Origin of the sequence: Pantanalinema sp., from assembly GCA_036704125.1 — a bacterium.
GTDB lineage: Bacteria > Cyanobacteriota > Sericytochromatia > S15B-MN24 > UBA4093 > JAGIBK01.
Genome location: DATNQI010000039.1, coordinates 1 through 23,278, shown reverse-complemented (window position 1 = coordinate 23,278; position 23,278 = coordinate 1). Strand labels below are relative to the sequence as shown.

20 protein-coding genes are annotated in these 23,278 nt (G+C 68.8%); 7 read left to right on the top strand and 13 right to left on the bottom strand.

What is annotated here, in order from left to right; all coding sequences use genetic code 11:
- Positions 1-99 precede the first annotated feature (99 nt).
- Positions 100-573, top strand: coding sequence for a hypothetical protein (locus V6D00_06385; protein HEY9898792.1), 474 nt, complete (start codon positions 100-102; stop codon positions 571-573).
- Positions 574-671: 98 nt separating this feature from the next.
- Positions 672-1,919 carry a LysM peptidoglycan-binding domain-containing protein gene (locus V6D00_06380; GenBank protein ID HEY9898791.1) on the top strand — a complete coding sequence of 416 codons (1,248 nt, stop codon included), beginning with the start codon at positions 672-674 and terminating at the stop codon, positions 1,917-1,919.
- Positions 1,920-1,973: 54 nt separating this feature from the next.
- Here the strand turns inward: V6D00_06380 and V6D00_06375 are convergent, their stop codons facing one another.
- Positions 1,974-4,133, bottom strand: a complete 2,160-nt coding sequence (locus V6D00_06375) for a cAMP/cGMP-dependent 3',5'-cyclic-AMP/GMP phosphodiesterase (protein HEY9898790.1) — start codon at positions 4,131-4,133, stop codon at positions 1,974-1,976.
- A gap of 196 nt (positions 4,134-4,329) precedes the next feature.
- Positions 4,330-4,977, bottom strand: a complete 648-nt coding sequence (locus V6D00_06370; protein ID HEY9898789.1) for a Fe-Mn family superoxide dismutase — start codon at positions 4,975-4,977, stop codon at positions 4,330-4,332.
- Positions 4,978-5,160: 183 nt separating this feature from the next.
- Here V6D00_06370 and V6D00_06365 point away from each other — a divergent pair, with 183 nt between their 5' ends.
- Together V6D00_06365 and acpS are read left to right on the top strand one after the other, a co-directional pair.
- Positions 5,161-6,291 carry an aminotransferase class I/II-fold pyridoxal phosphate-dependent enzyme gene (locus V6D00_06365; protein HEY9898788.1) on the top strand — a complete coding sequence of 377 codons (1,131 nt, stop codon included), beginning with the start codon at positions 5,161-5,163 and terminating at the stop codon, positions 6,289-6,291.
- The gene (gene acpS, locus V6D00_06360) at positions 6,288-6,668 is read left to right on the top strand and encodes a holo-ACP synthase (protein ID HEY9898787.1); all 381 of its coding nucleotides are present in this window, start codon (positions 6,288-6,290) and stop codon (positions 6,666-6,668) included. Before V6D00_06365 ends, acpS begins: the two co-directional genes overlap by 4 nt.
- Here acpS and V6D00_06355 read toward each other — a convergent pair.
- The 6 genes from V6D00_06355 to V6D00_06330 form a co-directional block, all read right to left on the bottom strand.
- Positions 6,665-7,219, bottom strand: a complete 555-nt coding sequence (locus V6D00_06355) for a hypothetical protein (protein HEY9898786.1) — start codon at positions 7,217-7,219, stop codon at positions 6,665-6,667. The two genes, acpS and V6D00_06355, sit on opposite strands and share 4 nt — an antisense overlap.
- 161 nt (positions 7,220-7,380) lie before the next feature.
- Positions 7,381-7,533, bottom strand: a complete 153-nt coding sequence (locus tag V6D00_06350) for a hypothetical protein (protein HEY9898785.1) — start codon at positions 7,531-7,533, stop codon at positions 7,381-7,383.
- Positions 7,534-7,692: 159 nt separating this feature from the next.
- Positions 7,693-9,552 (bottom strand): hypothetical protein, encoded by a 1,860-nt coding sequence (locus tag V6D00_06345; protein ID HEY9898784.1) that lies wholly within the window; start codon positions 9,550-9,552, stop codon positions 7,693-7,695.
- Between the two features lie 33 nt (positions 9,553-9,585).
- Positions 9,586-10,212: a flavin reductase family protein gene (locus V6D00_06340; protein HEY9898783.1), complete on the bottom strand. Its 627-nt coding sequence runs from the start codon at positions 10,210-10,212 to the stop codon at positions 9,586-9,588.
- Entirely contained in the window at positions 10,209-11,339 is a 1,131-nt protein-coding gene (locus V6D00_06335; protein HEY9898782.1) for a homogentisate 1,2-dioxygenase, read from the bottom strand. Before V6D00_06335 ends, V6D00_06340 begins: the two co-directional genes overlap by 4 nt.
- Positions 11,340-11,345: 6 nt before the next feature.
- Entirely contained in the window at positions 11,346-12,326 is a 981-nt protein-coding gene (locus V6D00_06330) for a fumarylacetoacetate hydrolase family protein (GenBank protein HEY9898781.1), read from the bottom strand.
- 185 nt (positions 12,327-12,511) lie between these two features.
- Here V6D00_06330 and V6D00_06325 point away from each other — a divergent pair, with 185 nt between their 5' ends.
- The gene (locus tag V6D00_06325) at positions 12,512-13,765 is read left to right on the top strand and encodes a mechanosensitive ion channel domain-containing protein (GenBank protein ID HEY9898780.1); all 1,254 of its coding nucleotides are present in this window, start codon (positions 12,512-12,514) and stop codon (positions 13,763-13,765) included.
- A gap of 136 nt (positions 13,766-13,901) precedes the next feature.
- Complete coding sequence (gene lon / locus V6D00_06320) at positions 13,902-16,271, top strand: endopeptidase La (GenBank protein HEY9898779.1); 2,370 nt, start codon at positions 13,902-13,904, stop codon at positions 16,269-16,271.
- 166 nt (positions 16,272-16,437) lie between these two features.
- Here the strand turns inward: lon and V6D00_06315 are convergent, their stop codons facing one another.
- From V6D00_06315 to V6D00_06295, 5 genes are all read right to left on the bottom strand, one after another.
- Positions 16,438-17,034, bottom strand: coding sequence for an SRPBCC family protein (locus V6D00_06315; GenBank protein ID HEY9898778.1), 597 nt, complete (start codon positions 17,032-17,034; stop codon positions 16,438-16,440).
- A gap of 98 nt (positions 17,035-17,132) precedes the next feature.
- Entirely contained in the window at positions 17,133-17,846 is a 714-nt protein-coding gene (locus tag V6D00_06310) for a tyrosine-protein phosphatase (protein ID HEY9898777.1), read from the bottom strand.
- Positions 17,847-17,926: 80 nt separating this feature from the next.
- Positions 17,927-19,408 carry an ATP-binding protein gene (locus V6D00_06305; protein ID HEY9898776.1) on the bottom strand — a complete coding sequence of 494 codons (1,482 nt, stop codon included), beginning with the start codon at positions 19,406-19,408 and terminating at the stop codon, positions 17,927-17,929.
- 106 nt (positions 19,409-19,514) lie between these two features.
- Positions 19,515-20,219 (bottom strand): hypothetical protein, encoded by a 705-nt coding sequence (locus V6D00_06300; protein ID HEY9898775.1) that lies wholly within the window; start codon positions 20,217-20,219, stop codon positions 19,515-19,517.
- Positions 20,220-20,229: 10 nt separating this feature from the next.
- Positions 20,230-20,934, bottom strand: coding sequence for an electron transfer flavoprotein subunit beta/FixA family protein (locus V6D00_06295; GenBank protein HEY9898774.1), 705 nt, complete (start codon positions 20,932-20,934; stop codon positions 20,230-20,232).
- 176 nt (positions 20,935-21,110) lie between these two features.
- On the opposite strand from V6D00_06295, the gene V6D00_06290 reads away from it, so the two are divergent.
- On the top strand, positions 21,111-23,231 hold the full coding sequence (locus tag V6D00_06290; GenBank protein HEY9898773.1) for an SMP-30/gluconolactonase/LRE family protein: 2,121 nt from the start codon (positions 21,111-21,113) through the stop codon (positions 23,229-23,231).
- The last annotated feature ends 47 nt before the right edge of the window (positions 23,232-23,278 follow it).

The following is a 23,278-nucleotide window of genomic DNA, read 5'->3' as shown; positions in this document are numbered from 1 at the left end:
GTTCTCGTCTCCGGGGGGACTTCCCCTCGCCGGGAACAATGAAGACCCGACGAAGGTCCATTAGCTTGGACTCCCCTTCTCGAGAAAGGAAATTGCCCCGTGAGACTGGCAACCCTCTTCACCGCCGCCCTCGCGCTCGCGCTCGGCGCGGGCTCGGCCCAGGCCGCCGGCCACGACCACGCGTCGGCCCACGACCACCACGGCGCGGCGGCGCACGCTCCGGCCCCCCTCGCGCTCGACCACGGTCGCAAGTGGGCCACCGACGCGCCCCTGCGCCAGGCCATGACGGGCATCCATGACGCCTATCACAAGGCCCACACCGCACAGCAAGCCAAGTCCTTCACGCCCGAGGCGGCCCGTGCCACGGCGCACACCGTGAAGGATCGGATCGACTTCATGGTGGCCAACTGCAAGCTCAGCCCGAAGGCGGACGCGAACCTCCACGTGCTGGTCGCCGACATGCTCGGCGCGGCCGAGGCCCTCGAGACCAGCCCGACCTCCAAGGACGGCCTGCCCCGGCTCCGTCACGCCCTGGAGCGCTACCCGCGCTACTTCAGCCATCCGGGCTGGTGAACCGTTTCAACCTTTACTCAACGCTAAATTCGAGATAAGAATATCGCGGTGCCTGCGGGCGATAACTCCTTGACGCATCTTCGTCGACGGGGGTCGCCATGCTCGAAAACCTTCTCTCGAACATCCAGGCCAACACCGCTTCGCACGTCTTCCGGCCTGCGGTGATGACGCCCGTCGTCCCGCCCGTCGCCACCCCCGGCCTTGGGCGGGACGTCTTCACCGGGAGCTCGCCCACCACGCCCCCGAGCCCCCCCCTGAACAAGCAGCAGTACGGGCAGCTCGTGGACAGCTTCCATGATCTGGTCGAGCGCCTGCGTGCCACCAGGCCCGCAGCCAAGCCCGCCCCCAAGCCTGCCGAGACCAAGCAGCCCGCCCCACCGGCCCCGGCCAAGCCGAAGGAGGCCCCCGAGCCGCCCGCCCCGGCCAAGAAGCCCGCGGCCCCCGCGCCGAGCGCAGGCCCCACCCACACGGTCGGCGGCGACGAGACCCTCTGGGGAATCGCCCAGAAGCGCCTCGGCGACGGCAATCGCTGGCGCGAGATCTACGACCTCAACAAGGCCGTCATCGGCTCCAACCCGAACGTCATCCATGGCGGCCAGGTCTTGACGCTGCCCGGCGGCGCCTCGAAGCCGGCCGCCCCCCCGCCCGTCACGCCGGCGCCAAAGCCCGCGACCGGCGGCACCTATACCGTCGGCAGCGGCGATACCCTCTCGGGCATCGCCCAGCGCACCCTCGGCAACGGCGATCGCTGGGGCGAGATCTACGCGCTCAACATGGATCAGATCGCGAACCCCAACGTCATCCAGGCCGGCATGGTCCTCAAGCTTCCCGGTGGCGCGGCCTCGAACCCGGCCCCCAGGCCCGCCGCGAGCGGCCGAAACACCAACCGGGGCGCCATCTACATCCAGCAGCCCAACGGCTGGAGCTGCGCACCGACCAGCCTGACCATGGCCATGGCCGCATTCGGCGTCCGCCCTGCGAACAACGCGACCATCAACGAGGCCATCCGCCTGACCGGCGCCAACGCCGACGTCGGTCTACCCGGCAACGCCTCGCTCGTGGCGAGCGCGGCCCGCAGGGTCGGCCTCCAGGCCCAGTTCGTCTCGGACTCCTCGGCCGGCAGCGTGCGCGCCGCCCTCAACCGCGGCCACGGCGTGGTCCTCAACGGCTCGATCTCGGGCCAGGGGGGGCACTTCATCTACGTCGCGGGCATCCAGAGCGACGGCCGGTTCATCATCTGCGACCCCTGGCGTCCGAACATCACCAGCTGGAGCGACGCCGAGCTCAACCACTTCGCCACCGGCTACTCGGTCAACCCTCGCGGCTTCGCCGAGATCTGGAAGTAGACCCCCCGCTGCGCGAAGCCCCGACCGATGACCGGTCGGGGCTTCGCGGCGTCCTCAGTAACGCTGGCTCGAAAGCCTCAGGTGCAGGCCCGGGTTCTTCTTAAGGAAATCCGCCAGATCCCGGCGCCCCAGGCGGTAGACCACCCCCGGCGTGCGGAGGCGGTAGGAGTAGTGCTGCTTGCCCGAGGCGTACAGCAAGGGAACCTCGCCCAGGAAGCCGCCCCGACCGATCGTCGCGTGCAAGCGGCCCTCGCTCAGCACCTCCACCTCGCCCTCGCCGACCAGGAAGCAATCCCGCTGCGGCTCGCCCTCGTGCGAGAGGAAGGCTCCCTCGGAGGCCTCCTCGTTGCGCATGAAGGTCTGGATCTGGGTGATCTGGGTGGCGGTGAGGCTGCCGAAGGCCTTGCTGCCGTCCAGGAGCTCCCACGAGTCGAGCAGGCGCATTTGCGCCAGGTGGCGAAGGGCGTTAGCGATCGCCGAGCCCCGCAGGAAGTACTGGAAGTCGTGCCGCTCGAGGGCGAGCGCCGTCAGGTCGCTCAGGGCGTCCACGTCGGCGGTTCGGGGGGCGTCGAGGATGATCGCCGTCTCGCCGAAGTAGTCGTAGGGCCCGTAGATCTTGGGATCCTTGCGGCCATCGCGGACCACCGCCTGCCCTGACTGGATCATGTAGAAGCGATCGCCCGGCGACCCCTGGGTGATGATGCGATCGCCGGCCTTGAACTCGAGGGTCTTGACCATGCCCAGGAACTCCCCGGCCTTCTCGATCGAGAAGCCCCGGAAGAGGTCCAAGCGCGCGAGCACGTCGAGCTGGCGAATGGCCTCGGTGGTGCGGGGGGGCTCGGCCTCGAGGGTCACGGTCTCGGCGAGGCCCGTCGGCGCCACTCGGAGCATGGAGCCTGAAGGCAGGTCCTTCTTCTGGGTGTGGACCAGGAGCATGCGGCGCTTGACGTCCTCGCTCAGGGTCTCGAGGTAGCTCGCCTGGGTGTGGATGGGAGGGATGCCCGCCTCGTGGATGACCAGGTCGTGGTGCCAGGGGAAGTTGAGCAGCTCGTCGCGGCGCGCGTCGCTCAGGCGGCCCTCGGCGTGCATGCGCGCGATGGCGTCGGGGTCGTGGAGGGTGTCCGAGGTGTAGACGAGGCTCTTTCCCCCGCAGTAGAGCTCGAAGCCCACGGCCGGCACCGAGTGCAGGGTGTAGTGGAACCAGAACTCGCCCGTTCCGATGCGGATCGGCTCGCCCACCGTCAGCGGCACGAAGTCGAACAGCTCCTCGAAGCGCCGCTTGTCGAGGCCGATCAGGCCCCGGTACTTGCGCGAGAAGGAGCCCATGATGGTGCGGGTGGTGTAGACCGTGATCCGGCCCTCGGCCAGGATCTTCTGGAGGGTGCCGCTGTCGTGGTCGGCGTGGCAGTGGGTGAGGATCAGGCTATCGATCAGCTTGGGGTTGACCCCGCGCTCCTTGAGCCACTCGGTCGAGTCCACGGGGGGATCCACCAGGATGCCGCGACCGCTGAGCCAGAGGATGCAGCCCGACGTCTTGGTGGTGGGGTCGAAGCCGTGCCCCGTCCCGATGAAGGTGATCCCGAAGTGGGGCGGGGTGAAGGGGGCGGGCTCGCCTTTCAGCTCGCTGGCGGCCGGAGGCACGTCCAGCTCGGCGTCGATGGTCGCGACGATCGCGCCGCGATCGGCGACCTCGAAGGTCCCGCACGCCTTGCGCCGCACGGTCACCTCCTCGATCCGCGCCTCGCCCGATGGGTCGAAGGTCACGAACGAGACCATGTCGTCGAGGGACAGCTCGGTGCCGGGGCGATGGGGATGCTGCCGGAAGAACGCGAGCTCGGCGGCGAGGTCGGGGACCGAGATCGGCGGCCGCGTCGCGGGCATGTCGGGGGAGAGGTCGATCTTGGCGGGGCCGAAGATGGCCTCCTTGAGGATCCCCGAAAGAAGCCTGCGCTGGGCCGTGTCGCAGACCACGACGATCTTGCGGCGCTTGGCGAAGAAGTTGAAGTAGATCGGGAACTCCAGGTCGGCGAAGCTGATGCCGCGCTCGATGGAGAACATGCGCGAGGGGATGACGAAGATGCGGGGCACCCCGCCCTCGTGGCGCATGGTGTCCTTGATCGTCTCGGGCACCGCCCCGAACTGGATCCCGCCCGCCGAGGTCTCGACCAGGGCACCCCCGCGCGGCAGCAGTTCCAGGCGGTTTGGAGCGTCCAACGAACCTGTCCCTTCAAGCCGCCCCCGGCGGCCAGCGGCGGCAACGTGCCTGGTTTTGTTGGATGTCCCCATCCAGGTGGCTCCTTTCGCCCGTGCGAGGTGAAGGCGTCTCTACTCTAGATACCCGGATTCAAAGCGGGCTAGTTGGCAAAAAACCGGGCCCCCGAAGGAGGCCCGGTGCCGATCGCGGCGAACTTTAGAGCTGGACGGTCTGGCGCGCCTTGGCGATCGCCTCCCCGCTCAGCAGGCGGGACTCGACCTTGGCCCAGTTGATGTTCTGGAAGATCGCCTCGAGGTACTTGGGACGCTCGGTCGGCTTGTAGTCGACGGTGAAGGCGTGCTCCCAGATGTCGATGACCAGGATCGGGCTGAAGCCGGCGAAGTTGCCGTCCTCGTGCAGGGTGACCCAGTTGTTGGCGAGCTTGCCGGTGTGGGGATCCTGGCAGAGGATGGCCCAGCCCACGCCGCGCATCTTGCAGACGGCCATGAGGTCCTTCTTCCAGTTGTCGATGGAGCCGAAGCTCGCCTCGATGGCCTTGGCGAGCGCGGAACCGGCGCTCAGCTCGCCGCCGTTCGGCTTCAGGTTGCTGAAGTAGAACTCGTGGAGGCGCATGCCGTTGTACTCGAAGCCCAGACGGCGCTTGAGCTCGGCGAAGTGCGGATCCATCCCGTCGGCCTTGCCCTCGGCGACCATCTTGGAGAGTTCGTCGTTGAGCTTGTTGGTGTTGTTGACGTAGCCGGCGTACAGCGTCTTGTGCTGCGCGATCTGCTCGTCCGAGAGACCCACCAGACCGGTGAGATCGTAGGGGATGATGTCGTATTTGGTGGCGGTAGCAGTGGTCATGAATGACGTCTCCTTACTAGGTATAAGGTACGGATGACCCTCATTATCAACCCCTGCTCGAAGAGCGTCAAGGAAGTAAGTGGCCGCAGGGAATCTCCTTCTTGCACTATCGCGTATCGCTCGAAATCTCCAAGCGTCAAACGTGCTAGCATGAAGGGCCGTCCTCATCTGGAAAGGCCCTTCATGCCCCTCGCCACCCCCGCCCTCGAGGCCTGGTTCAATCGATACGAAGCCGGCGCCACCCACTCGCTGGGCGGCACCATGGTCCAGCCGTGGAGGGGCGAGGACCTCGCGCCCTACTTCCCCGAGGGCTGGGGCCCTGCGGCCTTCGAGTTCGGCTACGTGCCGACGCCCGGCTCTCACTCGCTGCGCGCCCTCATCTCCTCGGAGCTTGCGATCGACGCCGACGACCTCTTTCTCACCGCCGGGGCGACCGAGGCGAACCACGCGGTGCTGCGCGGCATGCTGCGCGCGGGAGACAGCGTCGTCCTGCAAGATCCCCTTTACTACCAGTTCGCGGGCCTGGCCGAAGAGATCGGCGCCGAGGTGCGACGCTGGACGCTGGGTGCGGATCCCCGCGACGCGATCGACCTGGAAGCGCTTGCCTCCCTGGTCGACGACTCCACCCGCCTGGTGGTGCTCAACACCCCCCACAACCCCACCGGCCGCTGCCTGGACCAGGCGAGCCTGCAGGCGATCGCCCGCATCGTCGAGGCCCTCCCCCGGGCCCACCTCCTGGTCGACGAGATCTACCGGGGCGTGGGGATCGACCTCGCCCCGAGCGCCGTCACGATCAGCGATCGCGCCATCGTGACCAACGCCGTCTCCAAGCGGTGGTGCCTGCCGGGCCTGCGCCTCGGCTGGGTCGCCACCCGCTCCGGTGAGATCAAGGCCTGCCTGCCCTACCACGAGTACGCCACCTGCTGCGTCAGCCGCCTCAGCGAGCAGGTCATCGAGGCCCTGTGGCCCCGGCGCGAGGAGCTGTTCGAGGAAAACCGGGCGATCGCCTCGCGCAACCGCCGCTGCTTCGGCGAGTGGCTCGAGAAGGTGGGGGACCTGGTCGGGGGCGTCGTGCCCCCCGTGGGCGTCGTCACCCTCCTCTGGCCCCACGCCGAGGACGACCGGCAGCTCTGCGCCCGGCTGCGCGAGGAGTTCGGGCTATTCTGCCTGCCGGGCAGCACCCTGGGCTATGCGGGGGCCCTGCGGGTCGGCTTCGGGCACCGCGATCCTGCGGCGCTCGCAGAGGCGCTCGACCGGCTGGAGGCGGGGCTGAGACGGCTCGCGCCCCGCGCCGCTGCGAGTCTCGCCCCATGAGCATCCTCGGGATCGGCGTCGACCTGGTGGACATCGAACGCTTGCGCGGGGTGGTGGCACGCCGGGGAGAAGCGTTCCTCGCGCGGGTCTTCACCCCGGACGAGATCGCCTACTGCCAGCGCCACAAGGATCCCGGCCCCTCGCTGTCGGCCCGGTTCGGCGCCAAGGAGGCGCTCGTCAAGGCGCTGGGGGTCGGCTGGCAGCCCGGGATGAAGTGGACCGACATCGAGGTCCAGCGCGAGGCGGGGGGGCGCCCCCTTCTCGTCCTGCACGGTCGCACCGGCGCGATCGCGGCCGAGCGCGGCGTTCGGGCCGCGCACCTGAGCCTCACCCACGGGGAGCGCGAGGCCGTGGCCTACGTGATCCTGGAAGGCTAGGGCAAAGAGGCGCTGCCGCGCTCGACCACGTCGGCCAGGGGCATGCTCTGGTACAGCTCGCGCTGCGTGGTCTGATCCTCGGGGAGGCCCCCGTCGCGCAGCGCCTGCTTCATGTACTCGGTGAACGCGTCCACCTGCAGCTCGCAGCCGAAGGCGCGGGCCATGGGCAGGCCGCGCTCCTGGAGCATGACGGGCGTGCTCTCGCTCTCGTAGAGGATGGTGCCGTGGATGGTCACGTGGGTCTCGGGGGCGGTCACCAGGCGCGCGAACTCGGCCTGCTGGGCCATGCGCTTGGCGTGATCGGTCTGGGCCAAGCTGCTGGCGAGGTGGTAGATCAGCTTGGTGTGCCACTCCCGAGTGGAGAGGAGCTGCTCCCAGATCGCCCGCGGATAGCGGGCGAAGTTGATCGGGAACTTCTGACGGTCCAGCTGGACGCAGTCGATGTCGCAGTAGGGCAGCACTTCGCGCAGGGCCATCAGGGTGAGCTCGATCGCCTCGGGACCCGTCAGGGTGATCTGAGTGAGCCGGAAGGTGGTTTTCGTGATCGCCATGGTGCATCGTCCTCGTTGCCGTCACCGGCCGAAAAGCCGGTGAACAGGAACCCCTTTGTTCCTTAGCAACCTTATACCCAGGCATGCTCGATTGCTCTACTCGGGCCATCCGGACACGAAAAAAGGGCAGGCCGAAAGGCCTGCCCGAAGAAGGAGAACGCCTAGTCCGCGCGCGTAGCCTGCCAGAGCATCAGGCCCGCGAGGCCGATCGACAGGATGGGACTCACGAAGGCGGCCGCCACGGCGGCGACGCCGAGGCCCGCGAGGGCGACCCTGCTGGGCCGGGCGAGCTGGCGCGTCGCGGCGATCGCCACGGGCTGGCGGAAACGGTTCGAATGAATGGTGCGGCGCGCCATGATAGCCCTCCCTTTCGTAACGACACGCTCCTTATACCCGGCGCGTTGCGAAAATGTGACAAGCGTCCATCAAAGACGTGTTAAATCTGGGTTAGGTGACAGACCAAACGCAGGCCATCACTGAATGCCAGCCGAGAAGAGCTTCCCGCTGAGCTGGATGCCGTCAGGGGTCCCGCCGACATACAGCAAGGAGTTGCCGAGCCGGAGGCCCACCCCCGCGCGTCGCATTTCAGGCAGAGCCACCCCGCTTGCGACCTCGAAAGGCCCCAGTGAACCGTCGGGCTGGAGGGTCGCCTTCTCGACGCTTGCGAGGAACGCGCCGGGGATCCAGCCGCCGAGGACGTACAAGCTGTTGCCGACGAGCTGGCTCGCGTGATGGGTCCGCGCTTGCTTGAGCGTTGGCGCCCCTGCGGTCGCGAAGGCCCCGAGCGAGCCGTCCGGCTGGATCGCCGCGCGCTCGCACTGGGCGGTGCCGCCTCCGAGGACGTAGACGTCGTTGCCGATGACGTGGCAGGTGTGATTGGCACGGCCCGTCTTGAGCGTCACGGCAACGGTCTCGAAATTGCCGAGCGAGTCGTCGGAGAGGATCCGCGCCCGCACGATGCTCTTCGGCACGTTCGGATCCAGCGCGGCAGGCTTGCCGTAGTTGCCGCCGAGCACGTAGAGGTAGTCCCCGATCCGCACCGCCGCATGGCCCCGTCGCGGCATGCCCAGGTCCACTCCCGCGACCGCGGTGAAGGGACCGAGGGCCCCATCCCCCAGGATCTCGGCCCGCTCGACGGTGTCGAGGTCCTGGTCGCCGGCGGTCGCTGCGGCGTTGCCGCCGATCACGTAGAGGTACCGGCCGATGACGACGGAGGCGGCCTGGTCGCGGTAGTTCGTCAGCAACTGGCCGAGGTTCTCGAAGGCGCCGAGCGAGCCTCCAGTGATCTTGCTCCGCTCGATCTCTCGGATCGCCTTGCCGCCGGCATAGCCACCGAGCACGTAGAGGTAGCCGGCCGTCGCCAGGGCCGTGTGGCCTTGGCGAGCGACTTTCAGCTCGTTTGCAGCGAGGGTGGAGAAAGAACCGAGCGTCGACGGCGGAGCGGCCGTCGGATCCGTCGTCGGCTCGGCACTCGGGGTCGGCGACGGCGAGGCCGTCGGGGCCGCGGTGGGCGTCGCGCTCGGTGTTGCGGTTGGCGTCGCGCTCGGCGTTGCGGTCGGATCCGGCTCGGGAGTCGGCTTCTGGAGCAGCTCTTCGACCTTCTTCTCGATTTCGCTCAGCTTGGAATCAACGCCGGCGAGACGCCCCTCGATGGCCCCGACCTTCTGGGCGACTTCCTCGGGCCTGGCCAGATTCGGGGCATCGCCCTGCTCCAGGCGCGCGACGATCTCGGTGCGGACCTGATCAAGCTCTGCCTGGCCGAACGCCTCCAGCAGGGTGGGCCGCTCGGAGATCCGCTCGAGCAGCATGTGGGCGGCGAGGGTGCTGGGCACGTCCAGCTTCAGACTCGAAATCCCGCCTTCGCCCGCCTTCACGAAGGCCAGCAGGGAGATCTTCTGGTCCTCGCCGAACTCCAGGCGCAGGATGAAGGAGCGCCCCTCCGGCAGCTTCAGGGCGAAGTTGCCGCGTTCGTCGGTCCGGGTGCCCTCGACTCCCGCGACGGGGGTCATGGCACCGTCGAGGACGGTGATCCGGGCGTTCGGGATCAGGCCCTGCTGGCCAAGGGCCTCGTAGCCTGCCACCCGGTAGGGCGCCACCGTCGTGAGCGGCGCCACCGTCGTGAGCGGCGCCACCGTCGTCAGCTGGGCGAGCGGGGCCACCGCGACCCCCTTGACGTTCGCCTGGATCGAAGCGGGCGCCTCGCTCGGCAGCAATTCCCCCACCTTGCCCGTGGTTTGCACCGGCGAGACGGGCGCCGGGCATGCCGCGAGCGCCAGGGGGGAAAGGCACAGCACGGCCATGAGGAGCGATCGCCTGCGGATGCTGCGCTTCATGGGGCCCCCCTTGGTACGAAAACGCCGTGGTGACTAGGTCGAAACGGACTGCACGGGCCGGATCAGGTCGAAGGTGTCGCCGGTCCGCACCCAGGCGGATCCCGCCATGCGGCCCACGGCCTGGAGCTTCTGCGGGTCGATGCGGCCCTTGTGGTAGAGCGCATCCCAGACGTGGAAGCGCAGAACCTGGCCGATGACCAGCGTCGCGGAGCCTGGGCGATCGCCCAGGTCCACCAGCTGGAGGACCCGGCACTCCATGTTGATCGGCGACTCCGCGACCCTCGGCGGCGCGACGACCTCGCTTGCGACCGGCGTGAAGCCGGCCTCCACGAACTCGTCCACCCCCCGCGCGAAGAAGTCGGCCGACGTCAGGTTCGTCTGCTCCGCGATGGCCTGGGTCACCACGTTGACGACGAACTCGCCCGTCTCCTCGATGTTGAGGATCGTATCCTTCTTATTCCCGCTCGTGCCCCTGCGCATCACAGAGAAGCTGATCGCCATGGGGGCCGAGGCCACCACGTTGAAGAAGCTGAAGGGCGCGAGGTTGCGCTCTCCCTTGGCCGAGACGGTCGAGACCAGCGCGATGGGGCGCGGCACGACCGAACCGTTCAGGAGCTTGTAGGCCTCCTGGTGGTCGAGCGTCGAGGGGTCGATGATCATCGGGGGGTGACCTCCGGGGTCACGCGCCAGCTGAGGTGGTAATCGGCCCACTCGGTCGCCATGGCCGAGGGCGTGAGCCTGAGCGGATTCTTGGTGTCGATCATGACGGCGATCTCGTCGGTGGCTTCCTTGCCCGCGGCCTTCTGGGCGGCCTTGGGGTGCGGGCCGTGGTGGATCCCCGCCGGGTGAAAGGTCACCATCGCGGGCCCGATGTTCGCCCGGCTGAAGAAGTCGCCCTCGTGGTAGAAGAGGACCTCGTCGTAGTCGATGTTACGGTGGTAGAAGGGCACCCGCATGGCCTCGGGGTCGCTCTCGAAGGGCCTGGGCACGAAGGTGCAGATGACGAAGTCGCCGCCGAGGAAGGTCGTGTGCACGCTCGGGGGCAGGTGGTAGCGGTGGCTCATGACCGGGCGGATGTCGCGGACGTTGAGCTTCCAGACCGACAGGTCGCCCTTCCAGCCCACCACGTCCATGGGGTGATAGGGGTAGTAGACCGAGGTCAGCTGGCCCTCGCGCTTGATGCGCACCTCGTACTCGCCCGCGGGCGCGTCCAGCACGGGCGCAGGCGTGGGGCTCTTGAGCACGCTCCAGTCGAAGACGGCGTTGGGGCCCAGGGGGCCGCGATCGGGCAGGGTGATCTCGCCCCTCGACTCGATGAAGAGGAAGAAGTTGTCCGTGGTGCGAGGCAGCAGGCGATAGGTGGTGCCCTTCGGGATCACCAGGTAATCGCCGCGCTCGAAGGCCATGACCCCGAAGTCGCACTCGAAGGTCCCCTCGCCGCGGTGGACGAAGATCACGTCGTCGCCGTCCGCGTTGCGGAACCAGTAGGGCATCGGCTCGCTCAGTCGCGAGACCTTGAGCGCCACGTCGTCGTTGGCCATGAAGGTCTCGGGCATGCCCCGCAGCGCGTCGGTCGCGTCCGTGGGCGAGAGCTTGTTCGTGTCGATGGCGCGGGGCTTGAGGGGGCCCTCGATGCGCAGCCAGTCGGTGGGCTGATGCGTGTGGTAGAGGTGCGACACCCGGCCGAAGAAGCCCTTGCGGCCGTGCTCGTCCTCGTAGGTGCCCTCGGGCAGCCCCACATGGGCCTGGGTGGTCGCCTTCCCCTTGGTCTGCGGATACACGGTCATCCTCCCTTATGATTGACGCACGACGCGGTTGCGCAGGGTGCCGAGCTTCTCGATCGTCAGCTCGATCACGTCGCCGGGCTGCACCCAGCGGTCCAGCTCGTAGCCGCAGCCGGAGCCGACGGTGCCCGAGCCGAAGACGTCGCCGGGGTAGATCGTCTCCTCGCGCGAGACGTGGGCGATCATCTGCTCGAAGGTCCAGTGCGAGGTGCCGGAGTTGCCGTCCGACCAGATCTCGCCGTTGACCCGCGCGGTCATGCGCAGGTTGCGCGGGTCGCCCACCTCGTCGGGGGTGACGAGGTAGGGCCCGAGGCCGGTGGCGAAGTCCTTGCCCTTGGCGGGTCCCAGCCGCAGCTGCACCTCCTGCATCTGGGCGTCTCGGGCGCTGAAGTCGTTGAGGATGCAGTAGCCGGCGATGTACTCGTGCGCCCTCTCGAGCGGGATGTTGCGCCCCTGTTTCCCGATGACGCAGGCGATCTCGAGCTCGTAGTCGAACTTCTCGGTGTAAGAGGGCCACGGCACCTCAGCGTCGGGCCCCACCAGCGAGCGGTTGTTGCCCTTGTAGTAGACGGGCAGCTCGTACCAGAGCGCGGGCATCTCCTGGCCGCGCCGCTCGTAGCCGCGCTTGGTGTGCGCCTCGAAGGCCAGGAAGTCGCGCAGCATGTTCGCCCGGGTCAAGGGGCTCAGGAGCCGCACCTCGCCCACCGGGTAGGAAATCGCGCCGGCGTCGGGACGCTCGGCGAGGGTGCCCGCCACGAAGCGCGAGAGCAGGGCCCGGGCCGCCTCCATCCCCAGGGTGCCGCCCTCGAGGAAGCGCAGCATGTCGGGCGGGAAGTAGACGTCGGCGAACCGGCCGGCAGCCTCGCGCGAGAGCTCGGGAAGCGCGGTGACGTAGGCGGCGTTGAGATCGAGGATGCGATCGCCTATCGCCGCGCCGAGCCGCATGATCCGGCCGAGAGGGGTTGCGACCTCAAAGGTGACGAGCTTCAAGCGGGACCTCCAAACGGGAGAAAACGCGCCCGAGGGCAAGGCCCGGCGCCGAGCGCATGCTACCACGACCGCCCCCCCCCTCACCAGCAAACATAACCACCGAACATAAGGTGTGCAAGGGACACGGAATCGAGCCGCCACGGGCTGGTACGATACCTCCACGACTTTCACGAGAGGTGAAGAACATGCGCCATCGCTTGAACGCTGCGACCCTTTCGGGCCTCGCCCTTGCCGCCGCCCTGAGCTTCGCCCTGCCCGCCCGCGCCGAGGCGCCGCAGGAAGCCGTCCTGGTGGGCGGCAAGGCCGTCTTCTCGATCGGCGACGGCTACGGCCAGTCGGGCCGAGAGCGCGCCATGCACGCCACCGAGAAGCTCGCCGGCTGGCTCTCCGACCCCAACTCCATCGCCGCGCTGCGCGTCGAGAGCCTGCGCAAGGGGCCTGCCGTCGTGCTCGGGGACGAGGCCCTCCTGAGCGTCAGCGAGTCGGATGCGATCAGCGCCGGCACCAGCCGCGAGGAGCTCGCCGGGATCTGGGAACAGCGCCTCGAGGCGGCCGCCGAGGCCGAGCGCGTCGCCAAGCAAACGCAGAATGGCCCCCTCGGCACGGGCCTCGCCATCGCCAAGAACCTGCTCGCGGCGCTCGCCGTGCTCGTGGGCGGCACGATCGCCGCCTGGCTCATCACCTGGGGGGCCTCGCGCCTCGCCGAAATGCCCTGGCGCCCGAGCTGGCGCGTCAACCCCAACCTCATCTCGGTGATTGGCGGCATCGGGTCGATCGCGGTCGCCGTCGGCTCGGTCGCCGTCGCCATCACCTACCTGCCGGGAGCCTACTCGCTACCCGTCACCGTTGCCATGGTCGCGGTGGGCGCCATGGCCCTCATCGCCTCGGCCGAGTCCCTCGGCAACGTCGCGGGCGGCCTGGTGGTCAAGTGGAACACGCTCTACGCCGAGGGCGACCACGTGCGCGTCGGCGGCTTCGCGGGCAGGGTCAAGGCCGTCGGCCACCTCTTCACCCGCCTCGAGACCGAGCACCACGGCGAGCGCCTGATCCCCAACAGCAGCATCCTGCGCCGTGGCGTCTCGCTGCTGAGCGCCCCCACCCTCGCCGAGATCAAGGTCCCCGTCCGTCTGGCCTACACCGTCTCGCGCGACCTGGCCCAGGCCATCATCGTCGAGGCGGCCCTGCGCACGCACGGCCTGACCGACGAGCCCATGCCGGAGTGCCTTTTGGCCGAACTGGAGGACGAGGTCATCCGCTACGAGCTGCACGGCCGGGTGCAGGCCGCCGAGACCCCCGAGGTGGTCATCTCGCGCTTCCACGTCAATCTCCTGGACGTGCTGGGCGAGAACGCGCTGGCCCCCGGTGGCCAGCCCATGACCCGCCCCAAGGCCCGCCTCGGCGTGACCACCCTCGAGCAGACCCGCCAGCACAGCGCCTGAGCCCCCCGCCCCGGGGCGCAACCCCCCTGCCGCACGAAGGCCGTCCTGAATCTTCGTGCGATCGGCGCGCTCCTCGAGAGGCGTGCGGGATTAAGCATGGAGCTTGCGCGCGCCTGGTGAGCGAGGGGAGGTTCCCATGTCCGACGTGAGCTACCCCACCTCCACGCCGGTCCTCGCGGTGAGGGACATGGTCGTCTTCCCGGGGGTGGTCGTGCCCATCACCGTCGGGCGCGACATGTCGGTGCACCTGGTCCAGGACGCGGTCGAGAGCGGCGAGGCCATCACCGTCGCCACCCAGCGCGACATGGAGCGCGACGAGATCACGCCCTCGGACCTGTACGAGGTCGGCACCCTCTGCAAGATCCACCACATGCTCCAGCTGCCGAGCAACACCCTCAAGATCATGGTCCAGGGGGTGGAGCGCGTCAGGATCGGGCCCTTCACCCAGCAGGAGCCCTACTTCCGCGCCGACGTCACCCCCATGCCCGACCAGGAGGGGCACGATCGGGTGGTCGAGGCCATGATGCACAACGTCACCCAGCTCCTCCAGCGCTACGGCGAGAACCTCCAGGGCTTCCCCGAGGAGCTGGTGACCATCGCCCTCAACCTGGAGGACCCCAACAAGCTCGCCTACCTCCTGGCCTTCAACCTGCACTTCAAGCTCGCCGAGCGCCAGGCGCTCCTCGAGGCCGAGGGGGCCAGGGCCAAGCTCGATCTGCTCAGCGAGATCCTCACGGGCGAGATGGAGCTGCACCAGCTGGGCGCCTCCATCCAGAGCCAGGTCCAGACCACCCTCGGCAAGACCCAGAAGGAGTACTTCCTGCGCGAGCAGCTGCGCGCCATCCAGAAGGAGCTGGGGGAGTCGGACGAGCGCATCGCCGAGGTCAGCGAGCTGCGCGAGAAGATCGACCAGGCCAAGCTCCCCCCCGAGGTCCTCAAGGAGGCCGAGCGCGAGCTTGGGCGCCTCGAGAAGCTGCCGCCGGGAGCGGCCGAGCACACGGTGATCCGCACCTACCTGGACTGGATCATCGCCCTTCCCTGGGCCAGGTCCACCCCGGACCAGCTGGACATCCAGCGCGCCCGCGAGATCCTGGACGAGGACCACTACGACCTGGACCTCATCAAGAAGCGGATCCTCGAGTACCTGGCGGTCTACAAGCTCAAGCACGAGCGCCTCGGCGAGACCAGCCTGCGCGGCCCGATCCTCTGCCTGGTGGGTCCCCCCGGGGTGGGCAAGACCTCGCTCGGCCAGTCCATCGCCCGGGCCCTGGGCCGCAAGTTCGTGCGCATGAGCCTGGGGGGCATGCGCGACGAGGCCGAGATCCGCGGCCACCGCCGCACCTACATCGGGGCGCTGCCCGGAAGGCTCATCCAGGCCATCTCCCGCTCGGGCTCCAACAACCCGGTCTTCATGCTCGACGAGATCGACAAGCTCGGGGCCGACTTCCGAGGCGACCCCGCCTCGGCCCTCTTGGAGGTCCTCGACCCCGAGCAGAACCGCGACTTTCGCGACCACTACCTGGACGTGCCCTTCGACCTGTCGCGGGTGCTGTTCATCGCCACCGCCAACGTCCTCGACCCGGTCCCCCCGGCGCTGCGCGACCGGATGGAGGTCCTGCAGCTCTCGGGCTACACCGCCGAGGAGAAGGTCGCGATCGCCGAGCAGTACCTGGTCCCCAAGCAGCTCAAGGAGCACGCCCTCGCCCAGCGCGAGCTCAAGTTCACCCCCGAGGGCCTGCGCGCCCTGATCGCCGACTACACCCACGAGGCGGGCGTGCGCGGCCTGGAGCGCGAGGTCGCCTCCATCTGCCGCAAGGTGAGCGTCGAGCTGACGACCGGCTCGCAGCCCAGGCGCGGGGTCCTGGTCACCCCCGCCCGCGCCCGGCAGTACCTGGGCAAGCGCCGATTCTACCCTGAGGAGGCCGAGCGGCCCGATCTGCCCGGCATCGTCACGGGGCTCGCCTGGACCGAGGCGGGCGGCGACATCCTCTTCATCGAGGCGACCGCCACCCCCGGCACGGGCCAGCTGCGCCTGACGGGCAAGCTCGGCGAGGTCATGAAGGAGTCGGCCCAGGCCGCGCTCTCCTACGTGTGGAGCAAGGCCGCCTTTCTCGGGATCCCTGCGGACTTCTTCGGCGTCAGCGACGTGCACCTGCACGTGCCCGCCGGCGCCATCCCCAAGGACGGCCCCAGCGCGGGCATCGCCATGGCCACCGCGATCGCGAGCCTCGCCTCGAGCCGCCTGGTCCGGGCCGAGATCGCCATGACCGGCGAGATCACCCTGCGCGGGCGGGTGCTGCCGGTGGGCGGCATCAAGGAGAAGGTGCTCGCCGCGCGCCGCGCCGGGATCCGCACCGTCATCCTGCCGCGCCACAACGAGCCGGACCTCGCCGACATCCCGGGCGAGCTCCTGCGCGAGATGAAGCTGATCCTCGTGGACACGGTCGACGGGGCCCTGGCGAGCGCCCTCTGCCCCGTCCCCAGGCGGCCCCGGAAGCGGGCCTGAGCTACTGCGCCAGGTCGAAGGTCCCTCTTGATCCACTCGGGACTCCGAGGCCGTCGAGGCTCCCCTGGGCGCAGGCCGTGAAGTGGCTCGACGTCCCCGGGACGATCAGGCGCCCGAGGCGTCGGTCAGGCCGGTGGCGACCCCCTTGGGGGGATTTGGCGAGTGCTCAGCGGACCTGGCGGCGCACCGCGTGGATGATGTCCGGGGCGACGCGCTGGCTGCCCCAGTCGATGGCCCAGGCGGGGATGAAGGGGATTCCGGGATCGAGGCGAACCTTGTAGATCACCATGGTCTCATCCCCGTCCGGCACCAGGTGCCAGGAGCCGACGACCTCCTTGACCGTGCCCTCGACCCGGTGCCAGGTGATGGAGCGACGGTCCGCGGCGTGGGTGATGCGGTTGACCACCCAGCGATCGCCCATGGGCCAGGGGTAGTCGAGCAGCGAGTAGTGGTCCTCGACCTCCCCGTCCTTGGCGCGGGTCTCGGTCTTGAGGATCCCCTTGAAGATCTTGTCGTAGCGGTCGTAGTCGATGAGCACGCTCCAGATCCGATCCGCCGGGGCCTTGATGAGGCCGACGCACAGGACGTCCTTGAGGGTGGACTCGTGGGTGTTGCGCAGCCGCACGACCACCTCGCCCTGCTCGACGGCCTTGACCTCCCGGGACGAGAGGTCGAGCCCGGCCTCGGGAAGGGCCGCGACGGGGCGCGAAAGGGCGAGGGCCAGCAAGGCCGGAACCAGGCAGGTCTGAAGTCGAAGTCGCATTGAACGGTTATACCGATTAAGCCTTGCCGACGCAACCACCCGGGCGGCAAGACGCCCCCCGGCTCAGCCGGGGGGCGAAGGCGCCTGGAGCTCGGCGACTAAAGGGCTGGGGCTGCGGCGGGGGCCTGGGTCTTGGCGTACCAGACGAGGAAGCCGCGCAGGCCGAGCAGGTAGGTGTGGAACTTGTAGGCCTTCATCTCGTCGTAGGCCTTGTCGTAGCTCCAGCGATCGTGGCTGATGCGGTAGGCGAAGGCGGCGGTGCCGGTGCGATCGCGGCCCTGCATGCAGTGGAAGTAGAGGGGGCGCGCCGCCGGATCGTTCGCGATCGACAGGAACCGGTTGACGTTCTCGAGCTTGGGCGGGGTGATGACGCTCAGGGGGATCGAGACGAAGGCGATGCCGCGCGCCTCGGCCCAGGCCTTCTCCTGCGCGACGACCTTCTTGTCGTTCTCGAAGTTGACGATGGTCTTGCAGCCCATCGCCAGCAGCGTGTCCATGCCCTTCTCGGTGGGGCGGGCGCCGCGCCACAGGTCGGGCTCGATCTTGCCCAGGTTGCCGAGGTCCTCGGCGGGCGGCTTGGGCCAGAGGCCCTCGACGCCGGGCTCCTGAGGAGCGTTGTCGATGAGGCGATCGGGCGAGGCCGCGGCCAGGCGCTCGAGGGCTGCGGTCGAGGGGATGGACTCGGCGACCACGCGGTTGCCCGAGGCCCCGTTCAGCGACGAGCCGGCCTGGGGCGACGCGACGCCGCAACCCAAGAGCGAAAGGGCCGTTGCGGCCGCGAGCAGCCCGTGCGTCCAGTGACGAAGCTTCATGGTCCCTCCTCGATACGTGGGTCGATGCATGGATCGGTTATCGGAACGACGGGCCAACTCTGACGATGGTTAACCAAACCTTAAACGTTTCTTTGCTTGATGTCAAAGGTCAAGTCGTCGCTGGCCTCGGCCGCGGGCAGGTGGACCCTGAAGGTCGCCCCCTGGCCGAAGGCGCTCTCCAGGCTGATGTGGCCCCCGTGCAGCGCGACCAGCTCGCGGGCGATGGCCAGGCCCAGCCCCACCCCGCCCCGGCGGCGCGTGAGCGAGCGATCGGACTGGTAGAAGCGCGCGAAGACGGCGGCGTGCTCCTTGGCGTCGATCCCGATCCCGCGATCGCTCACCGTGACGACCGCGCCGCCGGGCTCCCGGTCGGCGCGCACGGACACCTCGCTGCTTTCGGGCGAGAACTTGCTGGCGTTGGAGAGCAGGTTCAGCACCACCTGGATCAGGCGCTGCGGGTCGGCGTGGATGGTGGGCAGGTCGGGGGCGATCGCGACCTGCAGACGCTGGTGCTTGCGCTCGAAGAGGGGGGTGGCGATCGCGATCGCCTGGCCCAGCAGGTCGCTCAGCGAGGTCAGGCGGGGCTCCAGCCGCAGGGTTCCCCCGGCGATCCGGGCCACGTCCAGCAGGTCGTCCACCAGGAGGCCGAGCTGGCGCGTGGCCGAGAGGATCCCGTCCACGAACTCCGCCTGGCCGGGAGTCAGCTCGCCCGCGATCCGGTCGTCGAGGAACTCCGAGAAGCCCAGGATCGCCGAGACCGGGGTGCGCAGCTCGTGGCTCACCACGCTGAAGAACTCGTCCTTGTGCCGGTCGAGACGGCGCAGATCGGCGAGCGTCTCCTGCAGGTGGGCGTTGGCCTCGGCCAGCTCGGCCGTGCGCTCCTCGACCACCTGGCTGATCCGCAGGCGCTCTTCGGCCACCTGGCGATTCTGCTCCATCAGCTCCGTGGCGACGCTCTCGAAGAGCAGGGAAAAGCAGCCGATGGGCTGGAGGATCATGGCCACCATCAGCAAGGCGGTGCTCCAGAGGGTCGCGGCCGGGTGCTGGGAGCCGAGCGCGAAGCAAGCATACGACAGAAGAATGAAAGTGACGGATGCGAGAAGAATGGAGCGCGCAAGAGTCCTGGCGCGCCACCAGAAGCCCAGGTAGAGGACCTGCTGAAAGAGGCTGCTCAGGGCGGCGACCACGAGCCAGGTCAGCTTCGCCGGCGGATCGTAGGGGGCGGGGTAGACGACCAGGACCGCCAGCGCGACGATCCCGAGGGCGATCCAGGGCGCATGGGGACGCAGGGTGAGGCGATGGCCCATCAGCCTAAAGTTGAACTCGGCGCTGAACGCCACGAGCAGCCAGAAGGAACCGGCCCAGAGCGCCGCGAGCCAGGGGGGCGCCACGCCTCGCGCGACGAAGGAGAACCCCAGAAAGAGGCCGGCAGCCCCGCACATCCACGCGAAAGGCCACGCGTAGGGGCGCTGGTGGAGACGGGCCATGTGGAAGAAGAGCAGGCCTTCCAGCAAGCAGACGGCAAAGCTGACGAGAATCAGGGCCTCGGAGAAGAGGTGCATGTGAATGAATATTCCAAGATGAAGTATTAAGAACCCGATAGTAGCACAAAAAAACGAAGGAGCCGCATTACGGCTCCTTCGTCGTCTAAAACCGAGTGCCCGGTGGCTAGGCGGGTGCGAGCACTCCCAGGACCCGCGTCAGACGGTCCTCCGGAGAAAGATCGACCGCGACCTTCGCGATCTCTCCGCCCCGGAAGCGATCGAAATCCGCCTCCCGGAAGACGCCTGCGCGCACCGTCACCACCTGGGGCTTGCGCTCGGCGATCACCGATACCGTCAGGACCTTCTCGCCGAAGGTCTGGCGCGTCACGCGCAAGAGGCGCTCGGCGTCGTCGAGCTCGAGGTCCGTCGCATCGGCCAGAAAGCCCGTTCCCAGGCGCGCGGCCAGGCGAGGGGCGAGGTCCTCGGTCGCACGGCTCGCCGGGAAGAGGAACATCTCGGGCTTGTACTGCGACACCAGCTGCCCCAGGGCCTTGGCGTAGGCCTCGAGCTGGAAGCCTTCGAGGCAAGGATGCTCGGCGACCATCACCGTGTCGGCCCCGTAGCCGACGAGGTCCTTGCCGAGGGCCTCGCCACCCGAGAGCACCACGGCCTGGACCCGCGCGCCCAGAAGGTCGCCCAGCTCGCGGGCCTTGCCCATGAGCTTGCGGGTCTCGGGCGAGACCAGAGCGCCCTCGGTCTCGACGTAGACCCAGATGTTGCGGTACTCGTTGCCGGTGTTGAGGGTGCCGCCGGCGCTCGCCGCCTCGGCGATGGCTGCCTCCTGGGTCTGGGCCCACGCGAGCCAGGGGTTGTCCATGTCGTTGCTCATTCTCGTTCTCCTACTTGCCGACGCGGGCCACGCGCACGACCTTGGTCAGCGCGCCCGAGAGGCCCACCGCCTGCGCCTCCACCCCGAGATCCGCCAGGGACCAGGTGGTCAGGGGCTTCTTCGCGGCCTTCATGATCCCCATTGCCGTCGCGAGGCGCGGGGTCTTGGCCTCTCGGGTCACCGAGGCCACGACGGGCAGCGGGCTCTCGACCTGCTGGTAGGCGCCCTGCCACTCCTGCTCGGCGACGAGCTTGCCGTCCGAGAGGGTGGCCGAGCGGATCGCCGAGACCAGGGGCCGAGCGCTCAGCTCGGCGACCATGGGGGCCACCGCCCCGGTCCAGCCGTCGATGGAGCGTCGCCCCGTCAGGACCACGTCCGCCGGCTCGAGCTTGTCGAGGGCCGCCTTGAGGACCCGCGCCGTCGCGAGCGCATCCGAGCCCGCCGCCTGCGGATCGCTGACCAGGTAGGCCGCATCGGCCCCCATGGCGAGGGCCTCCTTGAGGGCATCCCTTGCCGTCTCGGGGCCCATGGAGAGGACCGTGACCCGGCCCTCTGCGCCCTTGAGGCCAAGCGCCAGCTCCAGGGCGTGCTTGTCCTCGGGGTTGATGATCCCCTTGATCGTGTCCCGCGCCAGCACCCCGGTCCTGGGGTCGAGCTTGACGTCGGTGGTGTCGGGGACCTGCTTGACGGTGACGACGATGTGATAGCCAGCCATGCCCGAAAGCCTCTCCGTTTCTCGCGGTCGAAGGTCGCGCTCGAGAAGGTTAGTGAACGCTCACTAATGTACCCCAAAAACCGGAATCCGTCGCGCCAAAAGAGAAGGAAGGCCCGACCCCGGGTATGATGATAAACAGGCGAGCAATATCTCAACGCGGCGAAGGTGTGCCCACGATGAAGCGACATCCCGGCCGGGCAAGCGGCCTTCTGGTCCTGATCCTCCTCGGTGGCGTCGGCTGCACCGCGTACCCCGCGCTGCCCCTCTCCTCGGACGGCGACGCCTCGAGCTTCTCGGGGGTGGTGCTCGGCCTGGACGGCAAGCCCGCCGCCAACGTGGCGGTGCACGGTTACCTGGTGTCCAACAACTCGGCGGGCCTGGTGTCCAACAACTCCGCGAGCTACCGGGTCTTGGCCGCGGGCCTCGAGGCCAAGACCGACGCCCAGGGCCGCTTCCGCCTGAGCGCGGCGGCGGGCTCCTCCCTCAACATCGAGGCGGTGCTCGCCGACAACGTCAAGGCCCTCCAGCTCAACGTGGGTACGAGCGCCCAGAGCCTGCGCCTGATGCTCGCGCGCACCGGCCACCTGACGGGCAAGGTCACCGCCCCCGGCCGCAGCGAGGTCAAGAACCTGCTCGGCGCCGAGGTCTTCATCCCCGGCCTGCCCTACCAGGTCCACACCACCGAGACCGGCGCCTACACGCTGCTCAACGTGCCGGTGGGCGCCTTCACCCTGGTGGGCAAGAAGGACGGCCTCGGCACCGCCACCGTGACCGGGGTTGCGGTGAAGTCCGACGCGACCACCCAGGTCCCCGACCTGGCCCTCTCGCAGAGCGCCCCCACCATCGAGCGCCTGACCCCTTCCAACGCCGGTCCCGGCGACGTCGTCACCGTCACGGGCGTCAACTTCGGGACCTCCACGGGGACGGCGCTGCGCGTCGACTTCAACTCGGCGCCCGCCACCTCGATCGAGCGGATCGACGACACCACCCTGAAGGTGGTCGTGCCCGCCGGGGCCAAGAGCGGGGACCTCTCGATCACCGTCGGGTCGGTGCAGAGCGCTGCGGTCCCCTTCACCGTCCTCAAGGCTCTCACGCTCACCCCCGGCAACGCGAGCGTCATCAGGGGAGGGACCCTGCCCTTCTCGCTCACCGGCCGCGACACCTCCGATCGCTTCATCGAGAGCCCGACGGCGAGCTGGTCGATCGCAGGCTCCGCCGTACGCCTCGACGGGGACACCCTCTACGGCGTCTCGCTCGGCACCGCCTCCTTGCGCGTCACGGCGGGGTCGATGCGGCTCGAGCGCACCCTGCAGGTGGTGGAGCGCTACCCGAGCGTGACAACTTTTAGTGGGATCGGGACGGGCTTCGCCGACGGCAACAGCCAGCAGGCCCGCTTCAACTCCGCCCTTGGCCTGACCTTCGATGCGGCGGGCAACCTGTATGCGGCGGATTCGAGCAACGACAGGATCCGCAGGATCGCCCCGGACGGGAGCGTCGCCACCTGGGCCGGCGACGGGACGGCCGACCAGCGCGACGGCGCCCGGCTGCAGGCGCGCTTCAAGTCTCCGAACGGCGTCTTCTTCGACCGCAGGACCGGCAGCCTTTACGTCAGCGAGGCCTACGACAAGATCCGCAAGATCGATTCCAGCGGCAACGTGACGACCTTCGCGGGGACCGGCACGCCGGGCTTCGTCGACGGAGCGGCGCAGAGCGGCCTTCTCAACACCCCATGGGGCATGGCCATGGACGCCGCGGGCAACCTGTACGTGGCCGACTCGCGCAACCACGCGATCCGCAAGATCACCCCGAGCGGCGCGATCAGCACCTTCGCGGGCTCCGGCCAGCCGGGATCCCTCGACGGCAAGGGAAGCAACGCGCGCTTCAGCCGCCCCCGGGGCATCGCCTTCGACGCCGACGGCAACCTGTACGTGGCCGACACCGAGAACCACCAGATCCGCAAGGTGAGCCCCACCGGCACCGTCACCACCTTCGCCGGCTCGGGCCGCCCCGGCTACGTGGACGCGACGGGCGCCGAGGCCGAGTTCAACGAGCCCTACGACCTGGCCTTCGACGCCCGGGGGCGCCTCTTCGTCGCCGACTTCATGAACCGGGTGGTCCGGGTCGTCACGCCCCAGGGCGCGGTGAGCACCTACGCGGGATCCGGGCGCCGGGGCCTCTACAACGGCGATGCCCCCTACGCGCAGTTCGACAACATGAGCGGGCTTGCGATCGACGCCGCGGGCAACGTCTACGTCACCGACCAGGTCGCCGACGTCATTCGCAAGATTTCGCCCTGACCGGGCGAACGAAAAGAGGGCGGGCCGGGAAGCATGCTTCCCGGCCC

Bases quoted from the DNA above. Each gene is read 5' to 3' on its own strand.
- acpS (HEY9898787.1), top strand. From the start codon at position 6,288: ATGAGCATCCTCGGGATCGGCGTCGACCTGGTGGACATCGAACGCTTG.
- V6D00_06290 (HEY9898773.1), top strand. From the start codon at position 21,111: ATGAAGCGACATCCCGGCCGGGCAAGCGGCCTTCTGGTCCTGATCCTC.
- V6D00_06335 (HEY9898782.1), bottom strand. From the start codon at position 11,339: ATGACCGTGTATCCGCAGACCAAGGGGAAGGCGACCACCCAGGCCCAT.
- V6D00_06300 (HEY9898775.1), bottom strand. From the start codon at position 20,219: ATGAGCAACGACATGGACAACCCCTGGCTCGCGTGGGCCCAGACCCAG.
- V6D00_06295 (HEY9898774.1), bottom strand. From the start codon at position 20,934: ATGGCTGGCTATCACATCGTCGTCACCGTCAAGCAGGTCCCCGACACC.
- V6D00_06305 (HEY9898776.1), bottom strand. From the start codon at position 19,408: ATGCACCTCTTCTCCGAGGCCCTGATTCTCGTCAGCTTTGCCGTCTGC.
- V6D00_06370 (HEY9898789.1), bottom strand. From the start codon at position 4,977: ATGACCACTGCTACCGCCACCAAATACGACATCATCCCCTACGATCTC.
- V6D00_06310 (HEY9898777.1), bottom strand. From the start codon at position 17,846: ATGAAGCTTCGTCACTGGACGCACGGGCTGCTCGCGGCCGCAACGGCC.
- lon (HEY9898779.1), top strand. From the start codon at position 13,902: ATGTCCGACGTGAGCTACCCCACCTCCACGCCGGTCCTCGCGGTGAGG.
- V6D00_06365 (HEY9898788.1), top strand. From the start codon at position 5,161: ATGCCCCTCGCCACCCCCGCCCTCGAGGCCTGGTTCAATCGATACGAA.
- V6D00_06345 (HEY9898784.1), bottom strand. From the start codon at position 9,552: ATGAAGCGCAGCATCCGCAGGCGATCGCTCCTCATGGCCGTGCTGTGC.
- V6D00_06315 (HEY9898778.1), bottom strand. From the start codon at position 17,034: ATGCGACTTCGACTTCAGACCTGCCTGGTTCCGGCCTTGCTGGCCCTC.
- V6D00_06380 (HEY9898791.1), top strand. From the start codon at position 672: ATGCTCGAAAACCTTCTCTCGAACATCCAGGCCAACACCGCTTCGCAC.
- V6D00_06355 (HEY9898786.1), bottom strand. From the start codon at position 7,219: ATGGCGATCACGAAAACCACCTTCCGGCTCACTCAGATCACCCTGACG.
- V6D00_06325 (HEY9898780.1), top strand. From the start codon at position 12,512: ATGCGCCATCGCTTGAACGCTGCGACCCTTTCGGGCCTCGCCCTTGCC.
- V6D00_06340 (HEY9898783.1), bottom strand. From the start codon at position 10,212: ATGATCATCGACCCCTCGACGCTCGACCACCAGGAGGCCTACAAGCTC.